The 15,796-nt window shown below is 60.9% G+C and carries 13 protein-coding genes; 9 read left to right on the forward strand and 4 right to left on the reverse strand.

Annotated elements, in window-relative coordinates:
* The first annotated feature begins 21 nt into the window (after positions 1–21).
* The 9 genes from PQQ51_RS29410 to PQQ51_RS29450 all read left to right on the forward strand — a co-directional run bounded on the left by PQQ51_RS29410 (position 22) and on the right by PQQ51_RS29450 (position 9,029).
* Entirely contained in the window at positions 22–411 is a 390-nt protein-coding gene (locus PQQ51_RS29410) for a DUF2946 domain-containing protein (protein WP_408500711.1), read from the forward strand.
* 83 nt (positions 412–494) lie between these two features.
* Entirely contained in the window at positions 495–2,888 is a 2,394-nt protein-coding gene (locus PQQ51_RS29415) for a TonB-dependent receptor (RefSeq protein WP_408500712.1), read from the forward strand.
* A 44-nt stretch (positions 2,889–2,932) separates the two neighbouring features.
* Positions 2,933–4,453 carry a PepSY-associated TM helix domain-containing protein gene (locus PQQ51_RS29420; protein ID WP_408500713.1) on the forward strand — a complete coding sequence of 507 codons (1,521 nt, stop codon included), beginning with the start codon at positions 2,933–2,935 and terminating at the stop codon, positions 4,451–4,453.
* Between the two features lie 97 nt (positions 4,454–4,550).
* Complete coding sequence (gene bufA1, locus PQQ51_RS29425; protein ID WP_408500714.1) at positions 4,551–4,814, forward strand: BufA1 family periplasmic bufferin-type metallophore; 264 nt, start codon at positions 4,551–4,553, stop codon at positions 4,812–4,814.
* A gap of 14 nt (positions 4,815–4,828) precedes the next feature.
* The gene (gene bufB, locus PQQ51_RS29430; protein ID WP_408500715.1) at positions 4,829–5,725 is read left to right on the forward strand and encodes an MNIO family bufferin maturase; all 897 of its coding nucleotides are present in this window, start codon (positions 4,829–4,831) and stop codon (positions 5,723–5,725) included.
* On the forward strand, positions 5,709–6,473 hold the full coding sequence (locus tag PQQ51_RS29435) for an HvfC/BufC family peptide modification chaperone (protein WP_408500716.1): 765 nt from the start codon (positions 5,709–5,711) through the stop codon (positions 6,471–6,473). Before bufB ends, PQQ51_RS29435 begins: the two co-directional genes overlap by 17 nt.
* Positions 6,474–6,608: 135 nt before the next feature.
* A complete protein-coding gene (locus PQQ51_RS29440; protein WP_408500717.1) occupies positions 6,609–7,061 on the forward strand; it encodes a MarR family winged helix-turn-helix transcriptional regulator in 453 nt (150 codons plus the stop codon).
* Positions 7,062–7,087: 26 nt separating this feature from the next.
* Positions 7,088–7,651: an isochorismatase family protein gene (locus tag PQQ51_RS29445; protein WP_408500718.1), complete on the forward strand. Its 564-nt coding sequence runs from the start codon at positions 7,088–7,090 to the stop codon at positions 7,649–7,651.
* A gap of 52 nt (positions 7,652–7,703) precedes the next feature.
* Positions 7,704–9,029: an MFS transporter gene (locus PQQ51_RS29450; protein WP_408500719.1), complete on the forward strand. Its 1,326-nt coding sequence runs from the start codon at positions 7,704–7,706 to the stop codon at positions 9,027–9,029.
* 79 nt (positions 9,030–9,108) lie between these two features.
* Here PQQ51_RS29450 and PQQ51_RS29455 read toward each other — a convergent pair whose 3' ends face one another.
* From PQQ51_RS29455 to PQQ51_RS29470, 4 genes are all read right to left on the reverse strand, one after another.
* Positions 9,109–11,670, reverse strand: a complete 2,562-nt coding sequence (locus PQQ51_RS29455) for a DUF6351 family protein (RefSeq protein WP_408500720.1) — start codon at positions 11,668–11,670, stop codon at positions 9,109–9,111.
* A 25-nt stretch (positions 11,671–11,695) separates the two neighbouring features.
* Positions 11,696–12,526 (reverse strand): OmpW/AlkL family protein, encoded by an 831-nt coding sequence (locus tag PQQ51_RS29460; protein ID WP_408500721.1) that lies wholly within the window; start codon positions 12,524–12,526, stop codon positions 11,696–11,698.
* Positions 12,527–12,545: 19 nt separating this feature from the next.
* Positions 12,546–13,763 carry a DUF2957 domain-containing protein gene (locus PQQ51_RS29465; protein ID WP_408500743.1) on the reverse strand — a complete coding sequence of 406 codons (1,218 nt, stop codon included), beginning with the start codon at positions 13,761–13,763 and terminating at the stop codon, positions 12,546–12,548.
* A gap of 74 nt (positions 13,764–13,837) precedes the next feature.
* On the reverse strand, positions 13,838–15,772 hold the full coding sequence (locus PQQ51_RS29470) for a DUF2957 domain-containing protein (protein ID WP_408500722.1): 1,935 nt from the start codon (positions 15,770–15,772) through the stop codon (positions 13,838–13,840).
* Between the last annotated feature and the right edge of the window lie 24 nt (positions 15,773–15,796).

Below are 15,796 nucleotides of genomic sequence, written 5' to 3' on the forward strand. Positions count from 1 at the left end.
CGCGTCCTTTCTTTCGACATCATGACTCTACGCGCCCGCAACCGCATGACCGCATGGCTTGGCCTCGTCGCCATGTGGCTCGTCGTGTTCGCGCCGGTCGTGAGTCAGTTGCTGGTGTCGAACCGCGCGCACGAGCCCATCGCCATTCTCTGTTCGGCGTTGCAAACGCCCGCGGCGAGCCATGCCGGATCGGCCCCCGCGCCGGTTCATCTGACTCATGACGATGCGTTCGGCGCCTGCGGCTATTGCCACCTGCTCGAGCATCATGTCGCGATGCCCAGCATCGCGGCTGCCGAACCGCCGGCCACGCTCGCCATGGCCGGTGTCGCGCCGCCCACCCTTTCCACCCGCTTCACACCGCTCGGCGCGTTCCCTTCCGGACGCCCCAGAGACCCGCCTGCCGTTTCCTGATCGCTGTCGTTCCTGATCGCGCATTTCGTCGCACCCGTTGAGGGCGCGCGCGGTCGTCCGTTCAATGCATCAAGGAAACACTCATGTTCAACTTCGCTCTGCGAAGGCTGCCCCGCCGTGTGCGGCGTGAAGCCGGTCGCGTCACGTCCGGCGGGATCGCCTTGTCGCGCGTTCGCGCATTCATTCCGGCGCTGGTGCCGGCCGCGCTTGTTCCTACTGTTGTGTCTACTTTTGTGCCCGCGTCGGCTTACGCGCAAAGCGCGCCGGCCGACGCCGCCCTTCCCGCACTCAACGTCACCGCGCAAGCCACCGCGGCGCCGCGCGCGCTCGATCCAAACCTGCCGGCTTCGGTGGAAACCGTCACGCGCGACCAGTTCGACAACTGGAATGTGGTCAATACCGAGGACGTGCTGAAGTACCTGCCGAACCTCGCGGTGCGCAAGCGTTTTATCGGCGACCTGAATTCGACGATCGCCGTGCGCGGCACCAGTAATGCGCAAAGCGCGCGCGGTCTTGTTTATGCGGACGGCTTACTGCTCAGCAATCTGCTCGGCAGCAGCTTCTCGTTTCCGCCGCGCTGGTCGATGGTATTTCCCGACGAGATCCAGCAGGTCGACGTGATCTATGGTCCGTTCTCCGCGTTATATCCTGGCAATTCGCTCGGTGCGACCGTACTGATCAGCACACGCATGCCGAAGCAATTCGAGGCCGATGCCGACGTCAAGGCGTTCACGCAGCACTTCAGTCTGTTCGGCGTGAACCAGAACTTCAACGGCAGCGAAGCGAGCGCGTCGATCGGCGACAAGGTCGGCAAGTTCTCTTATCTGCTAGGCGTCAATCATCTCGAGAACACCGGCCAGCCATTGCAGTTCGCCACGCTGGCGAAGTCCGGCACACCGGCGAAAGCAGGCGACACGCCGGTCACGGGCGGGTATTTCTATAACAACCAGACCAACGCGCCAACCGTGGTGCTCGGCGTCAACGGCGAAGGCATCGAACACACGGTGCAGGACCAGTTCAAGCTGAAGACGCAGTACGACTTCACACCGACATTGCAGGCCGGCTTCACGCTCGGTTATTGGCATCAGACCTACAACAGTCAGACGTCGAGTTTCCTGCGCGACGCGAACGGCAATCCCGTATACAGCGGCAAGGTATCGATCGACGGCTACGAGTACACGATTCCCGCCGCCGCTCTGGCGCCGAGTTTCGGCTACAGCGAAAACTGGCTCTATGGCGTATCGCTCAAAACGCGCAACGCGACCGGGTGGAACGGCGAGGCGATCGCTTCGTACTACGACGTCAGCAACAGCGTGGCGCGCACCGCGAGTTCCGGCGCGCCGGGCAACGGTCCCGGCACCGTGCTGTTCGGCGACGGCACCGGCTGGAAGACCCTCGATCTGCGCGGCAGCTACACGCCTGCCACGTCTGCGGCAGGGCTCGCGAATCACGCGCTGAGCTTCGGCTATCACTACGACAACTACTTCCTCGATAACGAAACCTACAACACGCTGAACTGGCGCGACGGCCCAGCGGCCTCGTTCGCCAACGCATTCGCCGGCAAGACGCAAACCCAGGCGCTGTACGCGCAGGACGCCTGGCGCTTCCTGCCGCGCTGGAAGCTGGTGTACGGCGTGCGCTATGAAGATTGGCAAGCGTACGGCGGCTCGCAATCGCTGGCGGGTGCAACGCTGTCGTACAGCGATGTGAGCCAGCAGCACTTTTCGCCGAAAGCGTCGTTGTCGTTCGACGTGACCGACGATCTGAGCCTGCGCGCTTCGATCGGTCGCGCCTATCGCTTCCCGACCGTCAGCGAACTGTTTCAAGGGCAGATCAACGGCTCGTCGATCGTGAACAACAATCCGAACCTGAAGCCCGAAGACGATCTCTCGAAAGAGTTGACTGCCGAATGGGCGCACTGGAACGGCCTGTTCCGTTTCTCGTTGTTCCAGGACGATGTGAAGAACACGATCTTCAGCCAGACCGATACGACCGTGATTCCCAATGTGACGAACTTCCAGAACATCGGCAAGGTGCGCTCACGCGGCGCCGAGGCGAGCTACTCGGGACAGGACGTGTTCATGCGCGGCCTGGATCTGCTGGCGAGCCTCGCGTACACGCAGTCGAAGATCATCGCCAATGCACAGAATCCGGCGACGGTCGGCAAATACTTTTACCGGATTCCCTTGTGGCGCGCCGATCTTGCCGCGACGTGGCATATCGACGAGCGCTCGGCACTCACGCTCGCCGCGCGCTATTCGGGACGCCAATACAACACGCTGACCAATACCGACACGAACCCGAACGTATTCGGCGGCACCAGTTCATACACGGTGGCGGATGCGAAGTTTACTTTCAAACCGACCCGGCTGAGCGAAATCGGCATCGGTGTCGACAATCTGTTCGACGCACGCTACTTCGTTTATCACCCGTATCCGGGCCGCACGTTTTACGTCGAAGGCAAGCTGCGCATGTGAAGCGCCACGCCAACCATCCGACCCAAATTACTCAGGAGGATTGAATGTCCACCACCACCGCTCAACACGCGACCTCGACGGCGGGTACGGCGAACGCCGGCTATCGGACGCTCTGGCGCTGGCACTTCTATGCAGGCCTCTTTGTGATGCCGTTTCTCGTCGTGCTCGCGATTACCGGCACGCTCTATTGCTTCCAGCCGCAGATCGAACCGTTGCTGTATCCGCATCGCCTGATCGTCGCGCCACAAGCCGTGCCCCGTCTGTCTGAAGACGCGCTGCTGGCGCGAGCACGCGCGGCCATGCCGCCTGACGCGCGTGCGGCCACGGCCGCAATAGCGAGCGCGCCGGACCGTAGCGCCGAGTTCGTGTTCCGTCTCGCCGACGGCGAAAAGCAAAGCGTTTATCTGAATCCATACAACGGCGAAGTACTCGGCACACTGAGCGTCGAACACCGCTTCATGCAAGTCGACCGGATGCTGCATCGCAAACTGCTGCTCGGCAAGCCCGGCGAATTGCTGATGGAACTGGCCGCGTGCTGGACGCTGGTGATGATCGGCACCGGGATCGCACTGTGGTGGCCGCGCGAAAAAACCACGGTGCGCGCGGCGCTGCTGCCGCGCTTCACGCTCAAAGGACGTCCGTTGTGGAAGAACCTTCATGCGGTGATGGGGATCTGGCTCGCGCTCGGTGCGATCGCGTTCGTGCTGAGCGGCCTGCCATGGACCGGCTCATGGGGTCAACAGTTCAAGGCACTCGCCACTGCTGCGAATCTCGGCGCGCCGCCTGGATCATGGGGTGGTTTGCCGCTGCGCTCCGTGCTGCCCGGCGCTGTCGCGGCACAAAAAACGCGTGCGGATGCGACTACGCAGACACAAACCGTGCAAACCACGCAAGCTACGCATGGCGAACATGCGGAACACGAAGCGAAAATGGACTCGATGCCCGGCATGGTCATGGACGATCTGCCTTTGCCGCTCACACCGTGGGCGGTCGGCAAAGTGCCTGTGCCTTCCTCCACGCAAGTGCAAACGCAAGCAGACCGGCCGCAGGCGTGGCCGCTCGGCCGTATCGTCGCGCTGGTCGCTTCGCTCGGCGTGACGAGCGGTTACGACCTCGTATTGCCGAATTCCGCGACCGGCGTCTACACCGTGTCGTACTTTCCCGCCGACCCCAAAGCCGAACGCACGATGTATATCGACCAATACAGCGGCACGGTATTGAAAGACATTCGCTACGGCGACTACGGCGCGGTGTCGAAAGCCGTGTCGTACGGAACGGCCCTGCACATGGGCCGCTATTTCGGCCTCGTCAATCAGATTCTCTGTGCGGCGATCTCGCTCGGCCTCGCGGGCATGGCGATCACGGGTTGCGTGATGTGGTGGAAGCGGCGGCCGCAACGCTCGCTCGGCGCGCCGTCGCGCGAACGCGCGGCGCCGCCCATGCGCGGCTGGAAAACCGGTCTTGTCCTGCTCGGCATCGTATTCCCGTTGATGGGCGCCACGTTGCTCGCGGTATGGATCGCCGACCGCATGATCTTCGCGCGCGTCGCTCACGGAAGCGCCTGACGCCTGTTTCTGCCCTTACAACCGGAGAGAATATGATGAAGGCCTTGCACACACAAAACTCGCGGCCATCCGACGCCGCTCAATCAGGAGAAGCACGATGAACTCGAAACCAGGACGCCCCGCACTGATCGCCGCCGCGCTCGCGGGCCTCGTCGCCGCGAGCGTCAACACAGCGCAAGCCGTGGAAAAAGTTCAGTGTTACGGGATCGCGAAAGCCGGTCAGAACGACTGCGCCAGCAAGACCGGCGTGCACGATTGCGCCGGCGAAGCAAAAGTCGACAACGACAAAGGCGACTTCAAGACCGTACCGAAGGGCACTTGCGAAAAACTCGGCGGCAAGACCGACGAGCAACAATCGTAAGCTCGCGCCTCGCGATGAACCCGCTCCGCTCACCAGCCTGTGCGCCGCCAGGCATCGGCGTCGGACTGCGCCATGCGCACTATCCCGACTTTCTTGCCGCGGTGCCGAAGATCGACTGGGTCGAAGTACATAGCGAAAATTATTTCGGCGACGGCGGTTTCGACCTGCATGTGCTCGACACCGTGCGTCGCGATCTGCCGGTGAGTGTGCACGGCGTCGGCCTCGGTCTGGGTTCGGCCACGCCGCTCGACGCTGCCCACGTCGCCAAACTGCAACGCCTGATCGCGCGGATCGAGCCCACGGTCGTTTCGGAGCACCTGTGCTGGGGCGCGACTTCAGCGGGTCATCTGAACGATCTTTTGCCGATGCCGCTCACCGAAGCGGCGCTTGCGTTGCTTTGCTCGCGCGTCGACGAACTGCAGGAAGCACTGAGCAGGCCAGTTCTGCTCGAAAACGTGTCCACGTACCTGCGTTTTCGCGACGACCAGTACGAGGAGACTGCGTTTCTCGCGGAACTGGTGTCGCGCACCGGCTGCAGCGTGCTATTAGACGTGAACAATCTGTACGTCAACCAATGCAATCACGGAGAAGACGCGATTGCTGCAATGGACGCGTTGGCTGTCGGCACGGTCGGCGAGATTCATCTGGCAGGTCACCGTGCAACGGATGTCGCCGTAATCGACGATCACGGCTCGCGTGTGGCGAGCGACGTCTGGGCGCTCTATGAATACGCGCTGCGGCGCTTCGGCAATGTGCCGTCGCTGATCGAATGGGATACCGATCTGCCGCCGCTGAGCGTACTGCTCGATGAGGCGCAGCACGCCCGCGATATTCAGAAGAACCTGCTTTGCGCGGCGTCGCGGTTCGTTGTATCGAGTGAACCGGAGAACGGGCATGCCCCAGGCGCTTGAATCGCTGCAACGCGAGTTCGCCGAAGCATTGGATGCACACGCACCCTACTCCAGCCTCGGCGGCACGCATGACATGCAGCACCAGCGCATCGGTTTGTATTGCAGCAGCGTTCGCACGCATCGTCGCAAGGCGCTCGCCAGTGCTTATCCCGTTCTGCTCGCGCTAGTGGGCGACGAGTATTTCGACGCGCTGTCTGTTGCCTATGCGCGAGCGCATCCTTCGCAAAGCGGTGATCTGAACGGCTTCGGCGAAGCGCTGCCCGCTTTCATCGGTGCCTATGAACCGGACGCCCGGTTCCGTTACTTCGCGGATCTTGCGCGTCTGGAATGGTCGTTGCACGCCGCGTATTTCGCCGCCGACGCGCAAGTACTCACCCCACGACAATGGGCCGCGATCCATCCCGACGATCTACTGGACGCGAAACTCGCCGTGCATCCCGCGTGCGAACTCGTCTCTTCGCGCTACGCGATTGCCGATATCTGGGCGGCGCACCAGCCCGGCGGCATCTTTCCGGTCTCGTTCGAATCACCGACTCACGCACTGATAGTCCGTCCGCAATGGCGCGCTGAAATACGCATGCAGTCCGCTGCAGCGCAGGCGGCTTTCCAGAGCTTGCAGGAAGGCGCAAAGCTGAACGATGCATTGGAGAGCGCATTCGCGATCGACACCCACTTTGATTTCATTTCTCAATGGCGCGTGTGGATCGAAGCGGGTGCGATTATCGGCCCGCTATATCCAATGAAATAATCGTCGGCTGGAAACGTCGTCCTATCCTATACGACGGTCGATCAGGCCCTCGCATCGGTTTCGGGATTTCGCCCGGATTTGACTCCGCCGAAGTATGAAGGTAACCTACAAAGGTAAACTTCCTATTTAACCGGCATGCCCGCCAACGATCCCTCGACGCCAATCGAATCCTTGCACGCCACGGCGGAAGATCTTCGCGTGGTGGTCGGCAAGCTGCGCCGCCGTCTGCGTGAGCAGGCCCATGTCGGCGACTTCACGCCGTCGCAGGTACAGGTACTCATGTTGCTGGAACGCGAAGGCCCCGCAACGGTCAGCGCGCTCGCGCGTGCTCACGGCATGCGTCCGCAATCGATGGGTGAAACGCTTTCGGTTCTGAAAGCCGCCGGCCTCGTGAGCGGCGCACCCGATCCTCACGACGGCCGCCAAACGGTGCTGTCGCTTACGCCCGCATTCCGCAAGAAAATCAAGGCCAGCCGAGCGGCGCGCGAAGACTGGCTGTTCCGCACGATCCAAACCCGCTTCTCGCCCGCCGAGCAGCAACAACTCGCGACAGGCGTCGAATTGCTCAAACGCCTGATCGATTCGTAACACTCGTCAACTCTCAGGAGTACACCATGGCATTGACTACACTCGACGCAAAGACCGCGCTCGTCGTTATCGATTTGCAGCAAGGCATCGTCGCGCTGCCCACCGCCCATCCGACCAGCGACGTCGTGAAGCGCTCCGTGTCGTTGCTCGACGCATTCCGCAGCCGCGGCTTGCCGGTGGTGCTCGTCAACGTTACCGGCGGCGCACCGGGCCGCGCGGACCAGGCTCGCCCCACTGGCGACTTCCCGGCCGGCTTCGCCGATCTGGTGCCCGAACTGAAACAGCAACCGTCCGATCATCTGGTAACGAAGCGCACCTGGGGCGCGTTCACGAACACCGACCTCGACGCGTATCTGCGCAAACAGGGCGTCACGCAAATCGTGCTCGCCGGCGTGGCGACGAGTATCGGCGTCGAATCGACCGCGCGTTTTGCGCATGAACTGGGCTTCAACGTCACGTTCGCTGTCGACGCGATGACCGACCTGCATGCGGACGCACACACCAACAGCGTTACGCGCATCTTCCCGCGCCTCGGCGAAACCGGCACGACGCAAGACGTACTCGACCTGCTCGGGCGCACTCACGCATGAGCGCACGGCCGAACTGCGGCGCAATCCCGATCGTTGTTAAGGAAAGAGTCCGATGACAGGCACGTTCCGCTCGCTGCGCAACTACAACTATCGTGTGTGGGCGAGCGGCGCGATCGTCTCGAATGTCGGCACATGGATGCAGCGCACGGCGCAGGATTGGCTCGTGCTCACGGAACTCACGCATCACAATGCAACCGCCGTGGGTATCGTGATGTCGCTGCAGTTCGGCCCGCAGATGGTGTTGCTGCCGCTCACCGGCTACGCGGCCGATCACTTCGATCGCCGCAAGCTGCTGTTCGCCACGCAAGCTGCAATGGGCTCGCTCGCGTTAGGTCTCGGCATTTTCACGATCACCGGGATCGTGCAGTTATGGCAGGTGTACGTGTTCGCGCTGCTGCTCGGCTGCGTGACCGCATTCGATTCGCCCGCACGGCAAACCTTCGTTTCCGATCTGGTCGGCGAGGAGGATCTGTCGAATGCGGTCGCATTGAATTCCACTTCGTTCAACGCGGCGCGAATGATCGGGCCGGCGGTAGCGGGCGTATTGATCGCGTCGGTAGGCACCGGCTGGGTGTTCCTGATCAACGCGCTTTCGTTCGTCGCCGTGCTCGGTTCGTTGCGCCTGTTGCGCGTCGGCGAGCTGCGCATGAAGCCGCTCGCAATACGCGCACGCGGCAGCTTCGTGGAAGGCTTCAAATACGTTGCTAAACGTCCCGATCTGATGGCCGCGATGCTGATGGTGTTTCTGATCGGCACGTTCGGCCTCAATTTCCCGATCTTCATCTCGACGATGTCGGTCACCGCATTTCACGCCGGCGCGAGCCAGTATGGCTTGCTGAGTTCGATCATGGCGATCGGCTCCGTCACCGGCGCACTGCTCGCCGCGCGACGCTCGAAGCCGCGCATGACGCTTCTGCTCGTCGCTGCCGCCGTGTTCGGCGCGGGCTGCACGACCGGCGCGCTGATGCCGAACTACGTGTTGTTTGCGGCCACGCTCATCGTGATCGGCGTGTCGGTGCAAACCTTCAATACGTCGACCAACAGCCTCGTGCAACTCTCTACCGAACCCGTGATGCGTGGCCGCGTGATTGCGATCCAGTTGGCGATCGCGCTGGGCGGCACGCCGCTCGGCGCGCCGATGGTCGGTTGGGTCGCCGACCGCTTCGGCCCGCGCTGGGCGCTCGGTGTCGGCGCCGCGTCGGGTTTTGCCGCGGCGCTCGTCGGCCTGCTCTATCTGGTGAAATACCGGCAGTTGCGCGTGTATATCGAAGGTCGCCGGGTGCGCTACAGCATGGACGAAGCGTATCTGGCGCCGCTTCAGGTAACGCCTGCCACTGCGGTGCGCAACGCAGTGTTGAGCGAAGCCGAAGAGGAGTGAAGGCATGCGAAAAAACCGCCGCATGACTCGATTGCCAGAATCCTTTGCCCCTCTATTCTCATCGCGTTGCGACACCTGCTCACATTGAGAAAGGCTTGAATGCCGGGCTCGCCCACCCACCGCCGGAGTTGGTGGGCGGTGGCGGCAGAGGCGTTCCACCGTAGATTACCGAGCCGTCCGCTTTTTGATAGGTCATCCACGGCACAGTATTGGTTTGGCCGACGCCCGGCTTGCTGAAATCACAGACACCGGATGGAAATACGTTTTGCAATCGGGCCCATTGGTCGTCCGTGAATTGGCCGGATTTGTAGTCGCCTCTACTCAGCGGCTTCAATTGACACTTGTTGTTATAGGTCGATATATCGTCGCCGGCCACCATTCTCGGCGTCTGGAAAATGGGAACGGTGCCGCTGCCGCACACTTTTCCCGACGTCAGATTGCCTTGGCCGTCCCAACATCCGTCGATAGCATTCGCGGGTTTATGTGCCGCTATTTTCTGAGTAACACTGCTTGTGGTCTGGTCGCTTTCGACCGCGCCGAGCCATTTATCCAGCACCTGAAACGCGGTGCCGACACATGCCGAGTCTGCAAATAGCGGGGACGGGCCACTCCATATCGCATAGTTATTGTGATTGGCCAATGCCTTATCCAACCGGCCCCGCATCGAGAATGCCCGATACGCGTCGTGGCCGGCAAAATTGTTTCCTTGCAGCGGAGAACTACCGCTACTCAACAGGGAAGTGGCTTCCGTCACTATGTCAGTGATATGGCCCGACAGCAGGCCAGCCGGGATCATAGCCGGAGCATACTGTTGAATCAGCGGCGCGGCATCTGTTAGAACGGCGTTGATCCCGGCGGGCAAAGAACCATTGGTGCCGTTGGGACCCACGCAATTTATTATTGGCGTTTGTCCGAGATTGTTCGCCACGTTGATCGAGCCGCTACGATACGCGTTCGACAATGTCGTTGCATCTGCGACGATCCGGTTCTGCGAAATATTCCCGTCGATGTCGCCGCCGCCCACATGCTCGTTCAAGTCGATAAACTGGTCGCTTGTAATATACGAGTTCTGCAAAGCCCATAGTCCATATTGCACGCCGACGTTATCAAACGGAGCGCCGGCAAATCCATGGCCCACGGCAATCTCGGACGGCATCCAGCTCGCTTTGGGCCGAGGGCCGAGCAAATTAATGCTCAGATCGGCAACCGAGCACCGCACGCCCGACGGATTCGACGGACTGTACAACGCATACTGCGGCGAAACCGCACAGGTTGGATTCGAAGGAATGATCGAAGGAAAATAGACCGCTTCATAAAGCATCGCATTGACCAACGTCGACGTATCGCCGCCGTATTGCGACGACGCATCATCCGGATTCCAGTTCGAACCGCCCAGCACTGCCGATTTTTGACTGAACGACCACGTCGACGGCGCTGAAGCGTTATTGGAGAAATAATTGTTGAGTACGCTATATTCCGCGACCTGCGTCGACACGCTCCACGCGTCCGGAAACGAACACGTCACCACCAGCCCCTGATAAATTTCAGGGTAAGCATTCTGTACCCATTGCTCTGCAAGCGAGCCACCGGAACAGCCATACCCGACGGTGTAGCGAAGTGTCCCGTAATAATCGATCAGATGCTCCTTGGCCATCATCAGGGATTCCGCCTGATTGGCGACATTGCAGTCCATCCCGCTATTGGACTGGGCAGTCGACAGGACCGCGTAGCCGGTTTTCAATGCCAGATATGCAGGATCCTGAAGCGATCCCGGCCCCACGTTGAGACCGATAAGACCCACCAGACTGATCGCTGTCGAAAGATCACCCGGCAAGACCGACGGCGCATTGCTGGCCTTGAACGCCATCCCGCAGAGCGCTCCGTGAACGATGAGTAACTTCCGGTTGAACTGCGCCTGCGGATTGACCGCACTCCACGGCGTATTGGGCTGAAACAAGACAGCGATCTGATATTGATTCCTGTCCTGGTAGCCTGTTTCGATTCGCACGATGAACGGCACAGTGACTCCCTGGTCGGTCGTCGTGGTGGCGACATCCTTTGGCGGCGCCGCCAGGTTATAGGGCTGAAAGCCGGATTTCGTGGGATCGGACGAAAGATAAACCCAACTGTAGCTTGGCGGCTGATTGCACTGCGCGTCGACCGCTCCCGGTTGACAAATCCAAGGTTGAAGTTGCGGACCAGCGAATATCGGCCCTCCAGCCGGATGATTGACGATTGTCATCGTCGAAGGGGTGAGCGTGGGTCCCTCGACCGTCAATGCATTTTCTCCGACCGTCATCCCCTTGACGAGGCCCATGAATCTCCCGTCTGCGGACGTCGAGAATGCTTGCCGCACATCCTGTACTCCGTTGAGCGATATATACAGCGTACGTGGGTCGACTCCTGTGGGTGCATCCACTTCCACCAGCGCCTCGCCGCCGCTGACCAGATCAGCCCGATTCGATAACACCTTGATGACCGCTCGCGGCGAAGGCGTTCCAGGCGACGAGGCTGGGGACGTGGATGTAGTCCCACCGCTGGATACACCGGACGATCCGGAATCGCTCCCGCCACAACCCGCCAGCAACACAGTCAGCAATATGCTCACAACGCACGAAAGGATTCGCAGTTTTTTTAACATGATCATCCGTATAGCTAACTAATAATTAGAAGCGATAGGTAACGCCGAAATAGCTGATGATCGGATCGGCCTTCAGCCGCGAGCTGGACTGCGCCAATGTGGTGCCGTCGGCTGCCTTGATCGTCAGGGTAGAGGTCGTCTTCAGCGGGATGTACGTGACCGACGCGACGATCCCCCAATGTCGGGTGAAGTTGTACGTGAGGCCCGCGTTGAACACCGGTTGCCACGACGATGACGCCTTCGCGGACACCTGCGTCGGACCCGGTTTTCCAGCACTCGCTGCCATGACGCCGCCGAGATTCTGCTGGGTCTGTTGCACGAAGTTCGGTTGCAACTGCACGTCGCTGAACCAGTTGTACGACACGCCGATTCCGAGGAATGGCCGGATCGAGGCGGTCGCATCGCCGAAGTAGTACTGGAAGATCAGCGCGGGGCTCCACTGCCGAACGCTCTTCACGATCGGGTTCACTGCCGGCAAGCCGATATCCTGCGAGCCGAGCGCCCCTGCGGGACCGGGCGGCCGGATCGTGCCGAGGCCCGAGATCTCGAACGTCGGTGGCACACCAAGCACCGACGTCGCCGCAAAGTGATCGGTGAAGAAGTGGCTGATGGTCAGCCCCACGGTATCCGCGTTGCTCGTGTGCAGACCGGTGTCCGGCGACGTAAAGGTCGAGGGCAATCGCAGAGGTGCGTTGATCGGCACCGGCGCGCTGTCGGTGGTGAGCGGCGAACTGCTTTGCAGCGGCATTACGTGCAACCAGCCGAGCGTCACCACGTTGCTGCCGGCGCTTTGCGCGTGCGCGGCGAACGGTGCCAGCACGGCGACGCTCGCCGCCGCGCACAGGATATTCTTCATGTGAGGATGTCCGCTCTGGTTATTGCACGAATGCGCCGATCGTGAAATACGGCGACGTTGCAATGGAGTTGTCGAGGAAGCCGAACACGCCACCCGTGAAAATCAGCTTGCCGGTCGCGACATTGCTGCTCGCGCCGACCTGCGAACTGAGGACGACGCCGGGTACGGTCTGCGTGTAGTCGAGATTCAACGCGGTCGCGAGCGACGCCTGCGACGGATTGAACGGATCCAGCAGCGTGGCCTGCGTGCCGGCGAGCGCCATAGTCTGGTAGTCGAATCGGCTGTCGACACCGATGTATTCGCCGTTTTGCGACGAGGATGTCATTGCGATTCGAGGCGCCAAAATCGAAATGCCCGATTCGTCGTCGGCGATCAGCGGTGGCACGCCGTTCGCATCCGGGGACACTGTTGGATTCGCGACGCCGGTCCGGACCATGATCGGTACGAGCTGATTGCGCACCTTGCCGACAATGAGGTAGCCCTTCGCTTGAGCAACGGTCGCGAATGTCGGCTTGACCTGCCCTTGATAGTGGTCGGTCTCGAATGCGCCGCTGCCGTTCACGGATTGCGCGAAGTTAGTGCCGGGCTGACGACAGGTGCCCGCGTAGAGGCCCGTTGTATCGCAGCGGGACCACGTGCCGTCCGCCGCAATCGTGACGGACGCGTCGATTGTTGTCGGCGCAAAGCTCTGCGACGGCACCTGGCCGTAGCCGATCTGGTTGTATGTGCCGGCGAGCGACGCTATGTTGGTTTCGAGGGTCGTGAATCCGATGAACGGATAATATGGAAACGTCGTGTCGGGCACCGCGCCCTGACCGAGCAACCCTCCGTACTGAATTCTCGCACCGGGAATCGTGCCGCCCGCAACACCATCGCCGATAAAGACTCGCGCCGGCCGCGCGGGGTCGAGGCTCGCACCGTTCAGCCGATACGCGCAGTTGTTGAGCTTCCCGGTAGGCAACAGCGTTTCACGCGTCAGTGTGCCGCTTTGGCTCGTACCGGCGCGCGTTGGTGCGACGGTTCCCGTCGTAACCGGAATCGGCGACGCGAGGTAGGTGATCTGCCAGGTCATCTTCGCCGTGTCGAGTTGCAGGCTCACCAGTTCCCCGTTGCCCCCTCCGCCAAGGTATGGTTTGCTGTAGTTGAGCGACGATGGACAGAGCGCTTGCTCGACGAGCGGTGTCGGGTTGTTGTCGGCGCCGCCGCAGGCTGCAATAAAAGGACTACTACTCAACATGGTCACGAGACAATATCTTTTCACGCGCTCCTCCTCGACTGTTTTCGTGTAACGACGATTTAACCGTCGATGTTTTATTTGCCGCCGGCAGCCTGAGCCGTAACCAAAGCGCCTATCCCGAAGTACGGCGCCGCCGGCGCTGAATTAATGTTCGACATCGATCCGAGTGCAGATGAGGATGCCGACAGGCCATTGTTTACAGGACCAGTTATCAAGGTCGCGTAAAGTCCGCCTATTGCAATCAGGTATCCGGAAGCCGCCGTCGCATTATTTGTCGCGGTTTTCAGCAACCCGGGAATAGTCTGGCTGTAATCGAGCGTCAGACTGTCTTCCGGTTGCTGCGTAGGCGGATTGACGAACGTTCCCTTCGTGCCCTGGATGATTGCGCCCGTATATTTAAAATTCGAATCGGCACCTGCATAGTTGCCGTCGATGCCACCGGGCTGCAGTGGGGTCGTCCCGCTGAGTACCGCTATGCCCGACTCGTCGTCGACCTGTGCGTCGGCGTAGGTCAATGCGGCGGTGCCGGGATTCGCGAAACCGGTTCGCACGATGAGCGGGATCGTCGCGCCATTCAGTTGCCCTAAAACCATATGGGCGGATGCGAGCGTGCCCGCTTTCGGGATTGATGTTGCCTGAAGGAGCGGCGTAAGCGCACTGAGCCCGGCCGACAATTTCGATATGATCGGGGGCACATTCGGGTCCAGAAAGGCAGCGCCAAAGCTTGCCAAGCTCAGCATCGGGCCGATCTTTCCCAGAGCATCGCTCGCGCCTCTCGCGAGGGCTGGATCCAGAACCGAACTGAATTGCGTGCCGATCTGCGGCGCCATCGCGCTATCGAAATAGCCGCTTGCGTTGGGTTTCCACGCAGAACCTGTCGTCAGGCATCCTGATTGACCAGGTGTGTATCCGGAATTGGCCGGATTGGACCCCACGCAATAGCCGCCCGCGTCGAACGTTTCGCTTGTGCTTGCACCATTCGCGGCGTAGCCACCGGACGGAACGACGTGGTACATCAAGCCGCTATACGTTCCCTGCAGCTTCGATAGATCGTTCGTTGTGTTCGAAAAACCGAGGAACGGATAGAAGTCGATATGACGGTTTGTTATTGAACCGACTTGAAGCGGGATATTCAGAATCGGCACTTCCGTCATGGTCGCCGGGAGGTTCAAGGCCGCGAGGCCAGCCACTAGCTTCTGCACACCCGGTGTCTGCAGGTCGGTTAAGACTTGCTGAACCTGCTGCAATTGGGCGAGACTGATTTGTTTGCTTCCCAGAACTAGGCCCTGCGCTATAGAGGCGATAAAATCGCCAGGCGGCGGCGAGATCAGCCTCTGAAGCAAGTTGCTCAAGCTCTTCAGATCGTCCAGGTTCTGCAAGACACTCAGAATTTGCATGACACCGGGATTCTGTTGTACAGCCCGCAACACCGAACGGCCGTCATACTGCACCGTAGCGCCCGGAATACCGCCGCCTGCAACGCCAAACCCGACAAGTATCATCGGCGGATTAGCCGGGTTGAAATCCGCGGACGTCGAATAGGCCGCGTTAGCTGTCGCATTCGAGCCGCTGCCGGGCAACAGCACGAAAGCACAACGCGTCTGTTCGGCGGTGGGGAGTGTACCCGTGGGCGGATGCGCGACCTGACCCGTGATCGTCGTACCGGCGCGCGTCGGCGTCACAGTGCCGGTGACGAGCGGCACCGGCGATTCGAGCCACGTCAGCTTGTACGTCATCGCGGTCGCGTCGATGCCGACACTCACAACCTCGCCGCTTCCCGCACCACCAAGGTACGTGCTTTTTCCGATCTCCGCGTCCGCCGGACATAGCGCAGCCTGATCGCCGAGCGGGCTCGCCGCGGGAGCACCGTGTGGACCACAGCTCGCTCCCGAGCATTGCGGCACGGAAACTGCCGCCGGGGTGCCACCGCCGTCGCCACCACCGCAGGCGGTCAGCAAAGAGATAACAACGACTGTCGTTGTCACTCCTTTCGAAAAAGCATGGACCATGCTTTTTGTCTCCGTTTTATTTAG

It is taken from the genome of Paraburkholderia xenovorans (genome assembly GCF_046030735.1).
Classification (GTDB): domain Bacteria; phylum Pseudomonadota; class Gammaproteobacteria; order Burkholderiales; family Burkholderiaceae; genus Paraburkholderia; species Paraburkholderia xenovorans_A.

Bases quoted from the DNA above. Each gene is read 5' to 3' on its own strand.
- PQQ51_RS29410 (WP_408500711.1), top strand. From the start codon at position 22: ATGACTCTACGCGCCCGCAACCGCATGACCGCATGGCTTGGCCTCGTC.
- PQQ51_RS29415 (WP_408500712.1), top strand. From the start codon at position 495: ATGTTCAACTTCGCTCTGCGAAGGCTGCCCCGCCGTGTGCGGCGTGAA.
- PQQ51_RS29420 (WP_408500713.1), top strand. From the start codon at position 2,933: ATGTCCACCACCACCGCTCAACACGCGACCTCGACGGCGGGTACGGCG.
- bufA1 (WP_408500714.1), top strand. From the start codon at position 4,551: ATGAACTCGAAACCAGGACGCCCCGCACTGATCGCCGCCGCGCTCGCG.
- bufB (WP_408500715.1), top strand. From the start codon at position 4,829: ATGAACCCGCTCCGCTCACCAGCCTGTGCGCCGCCAGGCATCGGCGTC.
- PQQ51_RS29435 (WP_408500716.1), top strand. From the start codon at position 5,709: ATGCCCCAGGCGCTTGAATCGCTGCAACGCGAGTTCGCCGAAGCATTG.
- PQQ51_RS29440 (WP_408500717.1), top strand. From the start codon at position 6,609: ATGCCCGCCAACGATCCCTCGACGCCAATCGAATCCTTGCACGCCACG.
- PQQ51_RS29445 (WP_408500718.1), top strand. From the start codon at position 7,088: ATGGCATTGACTACACTCGACGCAAAGACCGCGCTCGTCGTTATCGAT.
- PQQ51_RS29450 (WP_408500719.1), top strand. From the start codon at position 7,704: ATGACAGGCACGTTCCGCTCGCTGCGCAACTACAACTATCGTGTGTGG.
- PQQ51_RS29455 (WP_408500720.1), bottom strand. From the start codon at position 11,670: ATGTTAAAAAAACTGCGAATCCTTTCGTGCGTTGTGAGCATATTGCTG.
- PQQ51_RS29460 (WP_408500721.1), bottom strand. From the start codon at position 12,526: ATGAAGAATATCCTGTGCGCGGCGGCGAGCGTCGCCGTGCTGGCACCG.
- PQQ51_RS29465 (WP_408500743.1), bottom strand. From the start codon at position 13,763: ATGTTGAGTAGTAGTCCTTTTATTGCAGCCTGCGGCGGCGCCGACAAC.
- PQQ51_RS29470 (WP_408500722.1), bottom strand. From the start codon at position 15,772: ATGGTCCATGCTTTTTCGAAAGGAGTGACAACGACAGTCGTTGTTATC.